Annotated in this window: 10 protein-coding genes and 2 tRNA genes; 10 read left to right on the plus strand and 2 right to left on the minus strand. The window is 60.6% G+C overall.

Annotated features, from left to right (window positions below):
- Positions 1-34: 34 nt before the first annotated feature.
- The 4 genes from KBC96_01375 to KBC96_01390 all read left to right on the plus strand — a co-directional run bounded on the left by KBC96_01375 (position 35) and on the right by KBC96_01390 (position 6,572).
- The gene (locus KBC96_01375; GenBank protein MBP6963037.1) at positions 35-1,543 is read left to right on the plus strand and encodes a sulfatase-like hydrolase/transferase; all 1,509 of its coding nucleotides are present in this window, start codon (positions 35-37) and stop codon (positions 1,541-1,543) included.
- A gap of 110 nt (positions 1,544-1,653) precedes the next feature.
- The gene (locus KBC96_01380) at positions 1,654-2,583 is read left to right on the plus strand and encodes a DUF4838 domain-containing protein (GenBank protein MBP6963038.1); all 930 of its coding nucleotides are present in this window, start codon (positions 1,654-1,656) and stop codon (positions 2,581-2,583) included.
- Positions 2,580-3,956, plus strand: a complete 1,377-nt coding sequence (locus KBC96_01385) for an exo-alpha-sialidase (protein MBP6963039.1) — start codon at positions 2,580-2,582, stop codon at positions 3,954-3,956. The genes KBC96_01380 and KBC96_01385 overlap by 4 nt, the downstream gene beginning before the upstream one ends.
- A 195-nt stretch (positions 3,957-4,151) precedes the next feature.
- Positions 4,152-6,572: a S8 family serine peptidase gene (locus KBC96_01390; GenBank protein MBP6963040.1), complete on the plus strand. Its 2,421-nt coding sequence runs from the start codon at positions 4,152-4,154 to the stop codon at positions 6,570-6,572.
- 45 nt (positions 6,573-6,617) lie between these two features.
- Here KBC96_01390 and KBC96_01395 read toward each other — a convergent pair whose 3' ends face one another.
- Positions 6,618-8,123: a metallophosphoesterase gene (locus KBC96_01395; GenBank protein MBP6963041.1), complete on the minus strand. Its 1,506-nt coding sequence runs from the start codon at positions 8,121-8,123 to the stop codon at positions 6,618-6,620.
- Positions 8,124-8,324: 201 nt separating this feature from the next.
- On the opposite strand from KBC96_01395, the gene KBC96_01400 reads away from it, so the two are divergent.
- Positions 8,325-8,813: an L-2-amino-thiazoline-4-carboxylic acid hydrolase gene (locus KBC96_01400; protein ID MBP6963042.1), complete on the plus strand. Its 489-nt coding sequence runs from the start codon at positions 8,325-8,327 to the stop codon at positions 8,811-8,813.
- 45 nt (positions 8,814-8,858) lie between these two features.
- On the opposite strand, the gene KBC96_01405 is transcribed toward KBC96_01400, so the two are convergent.
- On the minus strand, positions 8,859-9,353 hold the full coding sequence (locus tag KBC96_01405; GenBank protein MBP6963043.1) for a hypothetical protein: 495 nt from the start codon (positions 9,351-9,353) through the stop codon (positions 8,859-8,861).
- 177 nt (positions 9,354-9,530) lie between these two features.
- On the opposite strand from KBC96_01405, the gene KBC96_01410 reads away from it, so the two are divergent.
- The 5 genes from KBC96_01410 (at position 9,531) to KBC96_01430 (ending at position 12,062) form a co-directional block, all read left to right on the plus strand.
- A complete protein-coding gene (locus tag KBC96_01410; GenBank protein MBP6963044.1) occupies positions 9,531-10,418 on the plus strand; it encodes a sugar ABC transporter permease in 888 nt (295 codons plus the stop codon).
- A 90-nt stretch (positions 10,419-10,508) separates the two neighbouring features.
- Entirely contained in the window at positions 10,509-11,303 is a 795-nt protein-coding gene (locus KBC96_01415; protein ID MBP6963045.1) for a carbohydrate ABC transporter permease, read from the plus strand.
- Positions 11,304-11,307: 4 nt separating this feature from the next.
- A complete protein-coding gene (locus KBC96_01420) occupies positions 11,308-11,832 on the plus strand; it encodes an adenine phosphoribosyltransferase (protein ID MBP6963046.1) in 525 nt (174 codons plus the stop codon).
- A 61-nt stretch (positions 11,833-11,893) separates the two neighbouring features.
- Positions 11,894-11,979 (plus strand) — tRNA-Leu (locus tag KBC96_01425).
- Between the two features lie 8 nt (positions 11,980-11,987).
- A tRNA-Val gene (locus KBC96_01430) sits at positions 11,988-12,062 on the plus strand.
- Positions 12,063-12,068 lie beyond the last annotated feature (6 nt).

The raw sequence follows: 12,068 nt of genomic DNA on the forward strand, positions 1-12,068 counted from the left end.
AACCTGTAGCGTTGACCGCATCCGGGAGGAACGAATGTCCGACAAGCGCCCGAACATACTTCTGATCACCAGTGACCAGCAGCACTACGACACGCTCGGCGTCACCAATCCCAGGATCAAGACGCCCGCGCTCAACCGATTGTGCTACGAGGGCACGCGGTTCGACCGCGCCTACTGTCCGAATCCCGTCTGCACGCCGACCCGGGCGACCCTTATAACGGGAGTCTATCCCTCGCAGCACGGCGCGTGGACGATCGGATGCAAGCTCCCGGAGGATGTCCCGACCGTCGGCGGTATCTTCCAGCGGAATGGATACGCGACCGGTCTCATCGGCAAGGCGCACTTCCAGCCGCTCAAGTCCCAGCCCGGCAGCGAGTCAATCGAGTGCCAGCCGATCCTGCGCGACCTCGACTTCTGGCGCAAGTTCCACGGCCCGTGGTACGGGTTCCAGCATGTCGAGACCGCCCGGAATCATGCGGACGAATCTCACGCCGGCCAGCACTACGCTATCTGGATGGAGGAACAGGGCCTCAAGAACTGGCGGGACTACTTCTGGAAGTGGCCGGAGAACGAACCGAAGCGCGAGCATAGCTGGGACCTGCCCGAGGAGTTTCATTACTCCCGATGGACAGCCGATCGCTCGATAGCATACATGGAGAAGTGCACGCAGGAGGACAGGCCCTTCTTCCTGTGGAGCAGCTTCCAGGATCCTCATCCGCCGTATCTCGTGCCCGAGCCGTGGGCCTCGATGTACGATCCCGCCGACATGGTTCCCGGCAGGCTCACGCCCGGCGAGCACGATCTGAATCCGCCGCACTTCGGCAAGACGCAGGAGGCCAAGCCCGACTTCTCTATGTACAAGGAGACCTTTGGGGCGCACGGCTTCCACTCTCATCTGATCAGCGAAGATGCTCTGAAGAAGGACATGGCGATCTACTACGGCATGATCAGCCTGATGGATCACCACATCGGCCGCATCTTCGAGTCGCTCGACCGCCTGGGAATCGCCGACAACACGATGATCGTCTTCAGCACCGACCACGGCCACTTCCTCGGTCAGCACGGTCTTCGAGCGAAGGGTGCATTCCACTACGAGGACATGATTCGTGTGCCGATGATCGTCTGGTATCCCGGCCATGTGGCCCAGAACGCCGTCTGCTCCGACCTCCAGAGCCTGGTGGACTTCGCGCCGACCGCCCTCGGAGTGGCGGGCATCGAAGTCCCCGGCTTCATGACCGGCGTCAACCAGTTCGACGCATGGTGCGGCCGGGAGAAGGCTCCACGGGAGCACATCATCGTCGAGAACCGCCACGAGCCGACGCTCGTTCACCTGCGCACCTACGTGGACGAGCGATACAAGATCACCGTCTACCGCGACAAGGACTACGGCGAGTTGTTCGATCTCCAGGAAGATCCGGGCGAGGTCCGCAACCGGTGGAATGATCCGTCGTATGCCGGCATCAAGTCGGAACTGTTCCTGAGGTTCTTGCAGGCGGCTCTCCAGGATGAGCCGACGCGGATGCCGCGCATCGCGGGGGCGTGAGGCGATTCCAGATGATGACACGCCGGGAGTTCGTGAAGCTGGCTGGAGGCGCCTCGGCAGGCTTGGTCATGGGTCTGTCCCCGGCTGGCCCGGCACAAGGGAGGGATACGATGCGGTTTGAGACTCGCGGAGTGGTGATATCGCCGGACGATCTGACGCTCGACTGGCCGGAGCGAGCAGCGCGAGCCGGGCTCACGGTGATTGCGCTGGGCGGGGCGCCATCGTGGTTGGTCAGTTTCGTCGGCACGAGTTCGGGCAAGTCGTTCCTGGCGCAATGCCGGAAGCTGGGTATCGAAGTCGAGTATGAGATGCACGCGATGTTCGAACTGCTCCCGCGATCGCTGTACGACGAATCTCCCAGCCTGTTCCGCATGGATGACGACGGCCGGCGGGTGCGGGAAGGCAACCTCTGTGTACATTCGGAGCGGGCGCTGGCGATCGTCTGCCGCAATGCGGTGAGGATCTGCCGGTTGCTGAGACCGACGACCCACCGCTACTTCCTGTGGTCCGACGACGGCCTGCCCGGATGCCGATGTCCGAAATGCCGCGAGTTCTCGGACAGCGAGCAGGCCTTGATCGTTGAGAACAGAATGCTGCGGGAGATCAGGAAGCTCGACAGCAAGGCTAGCCTGGCGCATCTGGCATATACGCGGACCTTGAGCGCGCCTGTGAAGGTCAAGCCATGCCCCGGGATCTTCCTGGAGTTCGCGCCCTTCACTCGAAGTTACAAGGCACCGCTCTCCGATCCATCGAACAGCCCGGACCGTGACGCGCTGGATGCCAACCTGAAGGTTTTCTCCGCCTCCGATGCCCACGTGCTTGAGTACTGGCTCGACGTCTCCCTCTTCTCGTCATGGAAGAAACCGGCCGTCCGGCTTCCGTTCGACGAGAGTCTGCTCAAGGAGGATTTGTCCGCGTACGCGGAACGGGGCATCAGAAGCGTGACGACCTTCGCGGTCTTCATGGACGCGGAGTACGTCAGGAGCCATGGAGATCCGCCGATAGAGATCTACGGGCGTGCCCTTCGGGCCGCGAGATGAAACCGACGTGCAGCAGGCGCGATTTCCTCATCGGCGCTTCCGCCGCACTCGTGGCGGCGTCTGGAACGCGCGCCGAGGAAAAGGGTGTAACGATCATGAACGACACCAAGGCCATTCTGGACCGCGAGATCCTGCGCTCGGGGTCCGATTACGTTGTCTACGTGCCGGGCAGCCTCGACGGTTCGACCTTCGACACCGGCAACGAGCACTTCCTCGTGTTCGACGGCCCGGACGGCTCGCTGATGTGCGTCTGGACGCAGAGCAGCTATGAGGGAGCAGGGGATCACCGCATCGTCTTCGCCCGCTCGGACGATGAGGGCAAGACCTGGACGCCGCCGAAGCGTCTCGTCGGTCCGAAGAAGCCCGGCGACGGGCATATGTCGAGTTGGGGCTTTCCGATCACCTCCACGTCCGGGCGGATCTACGTTATCTACAACCAGTACCAGGGCATTGACGACGTCGTCCACCAGCACACCGGTACGATGGACTGCCTCTACAGCGACGACATGGGCATGTCGTGGTCCCAGCCTCAGACGATTCCCATGAAGCGCAGCCCTCACGACCACACCGATCCCTCCGTGCCGAGCAACTGGATCGTGTGGCAGAAGCCGATCAAGGATCTGAAGGGCAGGTGGTTCACCGGCTTCTCTCGCTGGGTCAGCAAGGCGGTACGCACTCCCCCTCACAACAAGTCATGGACTGCTTGGGAGACGGTCGTGGAGTTCATGCGCTTCGAGAACATAGACTCGAATCCCGAGCCGAAAGACATCAAGATTACCTGTTCTGCCTGGGGAGATGATGCGCTCCGGGTGCCGCACTACACGAATCCGCTGCTGAGTATCGCCCAGGAGCCTAGCCTGGTGCGCCTGCCCGACACACGGCTCTTCTGCACGATGCGCACGATGGCAGGCTGCGTCTGGTACAGCCTCTCCGACGACGACGGCAAGACGTGGTGCGCTCCGAGGCCGCTCCTCCGCAGGGATCACGGGCTTCCCGTCCTGCAGCCTCTCTGCTGCTGCCCTATCTACGAGTATTCGCCGGGTCGGTACATTCTGCTGCATCACAACAACGATGGTCGCGTAGACGGGCATGCCGCCGAGGAAACTCACTTCAACCGCCACCCCGCGTTTGTCGCTCTAGGCGAGTTCCGTCCGGGAGCCGAGCAGCCGATCTGGTTCAGCGAATCGAAGCAGCTTATGGACAACGGCGGTCAGGGCATCGGTCCGCTGAACCGCCTCGACATAGGCGTCTATCCGAGCGTGACGAATCGCAAGGGCAACTTCGTCTTGTGGCACCCCGACCGGAAGTTCTTTCTCCTCGGCAAGAAGATCGCGGACGAGTGGCTGATCGATCTCCGCGTGCCGCATCCGTAGTCCTGGCTCTACCTCCGTCCTCGGCCAGTTCTCGCGAGAACCAGGTAAATTTACCTGATTTTCGCCCGCAATGTTGTCACTGAGCGAATCCCTGGGTACATAGGACATAGCTTGTACTAGCGATCTGCCCTGCCAGCAGACACTTGCTCGGTCATGAAACACCGTCTTCGATCAATACTTCTGGCATGTATCCTATTGCTGGCAGGGGCTGAGGCTGCGTTCTCCGGATCAGCAGACTTCCCTCTCGCCTGCGCCGACCCGATGCTGCGCTTCGCATCCGCGATGACGACGTCGGAGAGGGACACGTTCGTCCACGGATTCAATGCCCCCGACATTGCAGAAGACGACCTTGGCGTTGTACTCGACTTCTCCGGCGATGTCCGGGAACTTCGTGCGCTTGGAGTGACGACGCGAACCCACTTGGACTCACTGATCACCGCCACCGTCCCCTTGGACCGACTCGATGCGGTTGCTTCGCTGCCCGGCATGAAGTACATGCGGCTCGGAAGGCGGTTCCAGCCGATGCTGAACCTCAGCGTGCCGGACACGCGAACCTCCGACATCCGTTGGGGCATTCCTCCAAACTGGAGTGGCTACACCGGCAAGGGCGTCGTTGTCGGCGTTGTGGACCTCGGGATCGACGTCAATCACGCGGACTTCCGAGATGCTCGAGGCGGGAGCCGCATTCTCTTCCTATGGGATCAGACAACCGGCGTGTCCGGGGCAAATCATCCGGCTCCCTACAACTACGGCACTGAGTGGACCAAGGTGCAGATCAATGCTGGCCTCTGTACCCAGGTAGATACGGGAGGCCACGGGACATCCGTTGCAGGCATCGCTGCAGGGAACGGCTCCGCTACAGGCAACGGATGGCCGGCGTACCGTTACGTGGGCATGGCTCCGGAAGCCGACCTGGTTGTCGTGAAGTGCACTCTGACTGACGTGGCCATCATTGATGGCATGAACTATATTAAAAGCAAGGCCGCCTCCCTGGGCAAGCCCTGTGCTATCAACCTGAGCATCGGCACACATATGGGCGCCCATGATGGGACCGACCCGGTTGAGCGTGCGATAGACCAGATCGTCGGTCCCGGAGTCGTCGTCTGTACCGCCACCGGCAACAGCGGCACTACCGATCCCACCCGGTACGTCCACGCAGTATGGACGTTGCCCGCGAAGAACGCCCAGGTGACCGCCGGCTTGGGCGTCTCCGCGACGCGCTCGAATCCATTCTATATGGATATCTGGTACGAGGGTGAGGACTCTATTGACCTCAGTGTGACCACTCCGAACGGTTACAGCGTGACGAGGCAGACGGGTCAGACCACCGGCGGCTACCAGTCTACGCCCGACGGGGGCATCTGGATTGACAACGCTTCCGGAGGTGTGTACCCGTACAATGGGGACCGCGAGTGTATGGTCGTAGTACAGAACGCCGTGTCCGGGGCCTGGTCCGTCACCGCAATCGGCAGGACTATCGTCTCCGGGGGCAAGTGCGATGCTTGGATAGAGGCCGGACAGAATGTCTTCTGGTCGTCATACGGGACTAACGCGGGTTCCTGCACGGTGCCGAGCACATCCAACTCCGTGATCGCAGTCGGTGGTTACCAGACCAAAACACAATGGACGAATCCAAACGGCACACTTCAGGGCTGGATGGGCAGCCTTGGCGCGTTCTACACCGCGACCGGGGCCGGGCCGACCCGGGATGGTCGTCAAAGGCCGGAGCTGTGTGTCCCCAGCACCAGGATCGCATGCAGTTTATCCACGAACTTCGCAGCTAACCCGGACAATATTGTGGAGGACGGCGTTCATCTCGTTCAGGGAGGCACCAGCATGGCTTCTCCGCACATGACCGGAGCGGCCGCCCTCTGCCTGCAGCGCGACCCGACTGCAACGGCTTCCGACGTCAAGAACGCCGTTATCTCAACCGCCCGCGGCGATCTGTTCACCGGGCAGGTGCCGAACGAATGTTGGGGTGCAGGCAAACTCGATGTTTCGGCCGCGATTGATCTGGTGGCGCTCTATACAGACATCGGTACCGCCAGGATTCAGCCCGCCGGCACTCCAGTCAAGCTCCCTGCGCAGGTGGTGAGTGCCGGGCTCAGTCAGTTCTCAGACAGGTTCTACATCGAGAGCCCGGACAGAAGCGCTGGCATCCAGGTTCGCACCGGCGCGGGAAGCGGTATTCAGGCGGAGGAAGGCGGCAGAGTGACGGTGTACGGGCATGTCGGGATTGCCGACGGGGAACGCGCGGTGCTCCGACCTACGGTCACTCCGGCAGGCAGCGGCACTGTGCCGGGACCGCTCGCGCTGCCCAACGGATCGGTGGGCGGCGCTTCGGTGGGCGAAGTGCCCGGTGTTTCGGGCAGGGTCGGCCTCAACAACGTAGGATTGCTTGTGAGGGTCTACGGCAAGGTCACGAACCTGGGAGCGGATCACTTTCTCTTGGCTGACGGTTCTTCCCAACCGTTGAAGATTCTCTGCCCGGGTCTCTCGAAGCCCACGGTCGGCAAGTACGCCTTGGTCACGGGCATCAGTACGCTGAGTTTCGACGGTTCCGCCACGGTGCCGGTCGTTCGAGTGCGCAAGCAGTCGGATCTGAAGTACTACTGAGAGGCAGCCTCGTGTGGAAGCAGTCCCTCCTACTCAAGCAGGGCGCTAAGGGGCATACACCGAGATATCCGACTGGCTCCGGGGGCGCAGCGCCGGTATTATGTTCGCACCCGCAGTTCTGCTCGATGCAATCCCGGTCACTCGTACTATGGAGTTCAGCGCAGGCAGCGTTATGTCACTTCCAGCCGGACGTCCGCCGCAGTACACCTGCAAACCAGTCTGTCCCGAACCGTCCTGCAGGCCGCACCCGTCATCCATGTAGAAGTATTTCAGCGTGGTGTTGACGTGAGTCACGATTCCCCACACTCGAACCAGAAGCCCCGTGCTGTTCAGATTGGGATTGCCGCTTACTCCGGGGGTAAACTCGTTCAGCGGACCTCCGGACACGTCCCTCGTCAGCATCCCTACAGGCTCGGGTACGGGATAGGGCAGCGCAATGGGAGTGACCGTTGGGGTGTTGATCACCCGTTCGCCGTTTGAAGTGCCGAGCGTCCCTTGTACGAGTGTGCCCGTTCCATCGGCTACCGACAGCCCGGATCCATACACCTTGATCGCAGACGATCGGTCGGCTTCCTCGATGTAGAACGTCGAGGCTAACTGGTTCGTGCCGGTGGTAACGGTCTTACCGCTCAGGGATACCGCTGAACCATCCGGTAGTTGCTTGACCGCCGAGATCGTTACCTCAGGAGGCGGTGGGAGCGAATAGGACCATGTGTCCAGCACGCCACCCGTATCGTTCTTGGCCTGGCATGATACGCTGAGGCCACTGATATCAACCAGCACGTAGTGGTAGGCCGATATCGCACCCGGAGGGGCCGCGTAGAGTGGCGCGCCGCAGGAGCCGTTGATCACCTCGTAGATGCTGCCGTGCAGCGATCTCGAATACAGGTGCTCGTGGCCCGTAAAATACATCCTGACGCCGGCATTGGTCATGATGCTCCAGAAGTCGTCCCTCTCAGCGGGGTATGTGTCGAGCGAACTTCCGATGTGGCCGTCAACAGGATATGCGGGCTCGTGAGCCATGACGAATCTGTGCGGCTTCAGCGTGGCCGCGAGGTCGGTGATCAGCCACGATCTCTGCACGCGGTGGTTCTCACCGTAGTGGTTGCTGTTCAAACCGACGAAATGAGCGTTCTCGTGGTCGAATGAGAACACGGTTTCCGAGTATACGGTCGGACCGTTCGTCGGCATATTGACTTTGGCGCGTATGACGTTCTCCGACGTTGCGGTCGATACCTCGTGATTGCCGGGTACGAAATACCATGGGCAGTTGAGGGTATTCATGACGCTCAGCCATGTGTCCATCTGGGACGCCAACGTCGCGTCGGAACTCGACCCGTTCACTGCATCACCCTGGAATATGACCAGATCGGCGTTCTCCAGGTTGACAAGGCCTACAATTTTTGTCAACTCGGCTGTATTGACGCCGTTGTCGCTTCCGCGGCTGTCCGCCATCGAAACGAACTTCCAGGCAAAGGCCGGGGCTAACGATGCCGCGAACAAGACGACGATGAGCGGTGCGAAACTCGGTTTTCGGGTCATATCCTTCATCTCCGCCGCCTCCGGACGGGTCGGGCGGGAGTCCACGATCTTATCTACATTCTACATCATTTTTGCCGTATTTCCCATCAGTAATAATACCTGACGTTCCGAGCGGGGTGCTGTGTCGAGAGGGAACTTGCCCTGTCGCGCAGAACGAATGAGCGACTACCCGGCGGAACTGAGTAGCCTGCCAATACGCGGAGAGCGAGAATGCCTGTATTCGACGACAGATCGCTGATCGAGTTTCTGAGACGTTCGTATTTCGTCACGGATGGTCTCTGGTTCGTCAAGGTCGAGGAGGCGCACGGCTACGATGACGCCATGAGACTGGACGAGCACGTGTGGGAAGTCGTCCCGAAAATTCAGGCGCGGAAGGCAGTGGAGATTCTGAAGCTGAAGGGCGACTCGCTGGCCGAGATGGCTCTCTGCCTCGAACTGAAGTTTGCCTCGGAGGGTCACGCGTACCGGGTCGCCGAGAACTCTGCGGATCGTGTGGTTGTCGAGATCACTGAGTGCCCTTGGTTGGAAGCGCTGCGGAAGTCGGGCAGGGACGGACTGGCCCTCGACGTGTGCAACCGAATCTGTCTTCGTGAAGCGGTGGTCTGGGCCGCGGAGTTCGATACCGAACTGTCGGTCGAGTTCGAAGAACGGCTGTCGGACGGAGGTTCGATCTGCAGGCTGGTGTTCTCGCGCCCGTGAATCCGGATTGGTGATGCTCCGCGTGACCGGGCAGGTCCGCGATGGTTACTTCACCTTCCCGGCCAGCAGGAACGCCACCTTGCGGTAGATGCGTTGCACATCGTCGGAGTCCAGGTTGTATTGTTCGGCGACCGTCTCGAATGCCCTGGTGTGGGTGCCGAGAGACTCGACGTCTACGATGTCGCGGTTCATGTCCACGTCAAGGCCTGGACGCTCCGACCTCATCTCTTTCACTACGGCTGCGAAGACCCTTCCCTCGAAAGGCATCACTTCCGGCGTCACATACCTGTTGCGCGAGTTGAGACGCACGTCGAACACGTCTTCCGGCGGCGGCGTGCGGTCAATGTATCGCCCGTAGAAGTCGGTCTTGACCGCCCAAACTAAGCCAGCAGTAAGAAAGAACGCATAAAGAATGGTAAGCACGGCCTTCGCCCGCGACTTCCGCGGTGACTTCCACAGCATGAACAAGCCCAGCGGGGCGAAGACGACCAGCGCAGGCAGGATCAGCCAGAAGCTGTACCAAGGTTGCTTTTTCCTCATGAGCAATCGCCCTCCGGGAAGCGCGCCGTCCCAGTAGTCTGCTTCCGGATTCTACCATTATTATCGGATGAGCGGCAACAATGTATCAGGCCGAAGGCCTGGAGGAAACCGCGCGGCACGCATGGAAATACCGATAGTGTGCGCTCGCGTCCCAGAGCGGTGCGGCTGGCGGTATCCATGCTCAAACGAGACAAACACCTTACCATAATCGCGTTTCTCCTCCCGGCGGCGCTTCTCTATGCGGGGTTCTTCCTCTTCCCGATGGCGCAGGCGTTCTATATCGCCATGTTCCGATGGCGGGGGCTATCCATGAACAGAGAGTTCGTCGGCCTCGAGAATTTCCGCGAATTGCTCTTTCGGGATCCGATCTTCTGGAAGGCCCTTCAGCACAACCTGATCTTCATGGTCGTCGCGCTCGTGATCATCATCCCGGTTGCTCTGTTGATCGCGGTTGCGCTGAGCAAGAAGGTGCGGGGCTCCGAGACGTATCGCGCGGTCTTCCTGTTCCCCAACATAATATCCGTAGTCGCCGTCGCGGTTCTCTGGTCGTTCATCTATCACCCTCGTATGGGTATCCTGAACGCTTTTCTGAAACTGGTCGGCCTCGAGCAGTTTGCGTCCACCGGTTGGCTCGGCGAGCCGGACCTGGCCCTTCCCGCGCTGATCGCCACCACAATCTGGTACTCGATGGGTTTCTACATCGTTCTGTTCCTTGCCGGTGTCCAGAGCATCCCGCAGACCTTCTATGAGGCCGCGTGCATTGACGGCGCTAGCAACTGGCAGTCATTTCGCCATGTGACTCTCCCGCTGGTGTGGGAGATCCTGAAGATGGCGATCGTCTACCTGATTATTCACACGCTCAACATCTTCGGACTGGTGTTCATCATGACCGACGGCGGTCCGGACAACCAGACGGAGGTGATGCTGAGCTACCTGTACCGTCTGGCCTTCGAGGAGAGCAACTTCGGCTATGCGACGGCGCTCGGAGTCGTCGCATTCATACTTATATTCATCATCTCGATCACCTCCATCCGCCTGATGCGGAGGGAAGTGGTGGAGTACTAGCGAGGAGTCCCACGGTAGGCTATGCGAGGACGCGCAACGACGAACCGACTCTCGGCATTCGGCCTCCTGAAGAGCGTATTGCTCCACGGGATGTTGCTTCTGTATGCGGCGATCGTCATCTACCCGATGATCTGGCTCGCCTCGGCGTCTCTCAAGACCTCGATCGAGCTGTTCGAGAATCCCTGGTCGCCCCCCTCGGCCGCGCAGTGGGCGAACTACGCGAAAGCATGGACGGAGGCGGGCATCGGGCAGTACTTCATGAACAGCGTGTTCGTGACGGCCGTCTCGATGTTCTTCATACTGCTCATCGGCTCGATGGCGGCCTATGCTCTCGCCCGGTTCGTATTTCCAGGCAGCGGGGCCGTGCACACGGTCTTCGTCAGCGGCATGATGTTCCCCGTCTTCCTGAGCATCGTCCCCCTGTTCCTGCTGCTCAGAAGCCTGGGCATGTGGAACAACTACTTCGGCCTGATCACCGCCTATGTGGCCTACTCGCTGTCGTTCACTGTCTTCATCATGACCGGCTTCTTCAAGACGCTTCCCGGCGAACTTGCGGAGGCAGGGCTGATAGACGGCTGCTCGCACTTCTCGGCCTTCTGGCGAATCATGCTTCCTCTTGCCAAGCCCGGGCTGATCACCGCAGGGATATTCAACTTCTTCGGTATCTGGAACGAGTATCCCCTGGCTCTCGTCATCATTGCCGACAGCAAGCTCCGCACACTACCGCTCGGGATCGCCAATCTGCTGATGGTTCAGCACTACGAGACGGACTGGGGCGCGCTCTTCGCGGGGCTCGTAATGGTGATGCTGCCGACGCTCATCGTGTACATGTTCTTCCAGCGTCAGATCACCGCCGGGCTCACCGCGGGGGCGCTCAAAGGATAACGATATGTCACAAGTCCTGCGCGCGTGGTCTCTCATCCGGGACATCCCGGATTTTCCGAAGCCGGGTATCATCTTCAAGGACATCACGCCCGTCCTGCAGGACCCGGCGGCTCTGGCCGAGGTTGTGGACGCGATGAGCGAGTACGCTTCTGAGACCAAGCCGGACGTGATCGTCGGAATCGAGTCGCGGGGCTTCATCCTGGGCGCGCCGGTGGCGGTCAGGCTCGCAAAGGGCTTCGTGCCGGTCCGCAAGATCGGGAAACTTCCCCACCAGACCGTCAAGTGCGAGTACGCCCTCGAGTACGGCACGAACACCGTCGAGATGCACCGTGATGCCATCCGCCCCGGCCATCGGGCGCTCGTCATTGACGATCTTCTCGCGACCGGCGGCACGGCGTCGGCGTCGGCCCGGCTCATCGAGGAACTCGGCGGCCTGGTGGTCGGGTTGTCTTTCCTCGTCGAACTCGACTTCCTCAGGGGGCGCGACCAACTCCGTGGCTACGATATCAAGAGCTTCATCAGGTACTGATTGGCATCGAACTCCGCGTTGACAAGCCCCAGGCTCTGTGGTACAATCCTGTTACCAACGTGGGGATGTGGCGGAATGGCAGACGCGCTTGGTTGAGGGCCAAGTGCCCGCAAGGGCATGAGAGTTCAACTCTCTCCATCCCCACCAGGCCTGACGGGCGATTGGCTCAGGGGGAGAGCGCTTCCTTCACACGGAAGAGGTCGTTGGTTCAAATCCAACATCGCCCACCAACAGAT

It is taken from the genome of Armatimonadota bacterium, assembly GCA_017993055.1.
GTDB lineage: Bacteria > Armatimonadota > UBA5829 > DTJY01 > DTJY01 > JAGONM01.

Excerpts from the sequence above, each read along its gene's own strand:
- KBC96_01375 (MBP6963037.1), top strand. The coding sequence starts at position 35 with ATGTCCGACAAGCGCCCGAACATACTTCTGATCACCAGTGACCAGCAG.
- KBC96_01405 (MBP6963043.1), bottom strand. The coding sequence starts at position 9,353 with ATGAGGAAAAAGCAACCTTGGTACAGCTTCTGGCTGATCCTGCCTGCG.
- KBC96_01385 (MBP6963039.1), top strand. The coding sequence starts at position 2,580 with ATGAAACCGACGTGCAGCAGGCGCGATTTCCTCATCGGCGCTTCCGCC.
- KBC96_01410 (MBP6963044.1), top strand. The coding sequence starts at position 9,531 with ATGCTCAAACGAGACAAACACCTTACCATAATCGCGTTTCTCCTCCCG.
- KBC96_01415 (MBP6963045.1), top strand. The coding sequence starts at position 10,509 with ATGTTGCTTCTGTATGCGGCGATCGTCATCTACCCGATGATCTGGCTC.
- KBC96_01400 (MBP6963042.1), top strand. The coding sequence starts at position 8,325 with ATGCCTGTATTCGACGACAGATCGCTGATCGAGTTTCTGAGACGTTCG.
- KBC96_01395 (MBP6963041.1), bottom strand. The coding sequence starts at position 8,123 with ATGAAGGATATGACCCGAAAACCGAGTTTCGCACCGCTCATCGTCGTC.
- KBC96_01380 (MBP6963038.1), top strand. The coding sequence starts at position 1,654 with ATGCGGTTTGAGACTCGCGGAGTGGTGATATCGCCGGACGATCTGACG.
- KBC96_01420 (MBP6963046.1), top strand. The coding sequence starts at position 11,308 with ATGTCACAAGTCCTGCGCGCGTGGTCTCTCATCCGGGACATCCCGGAT.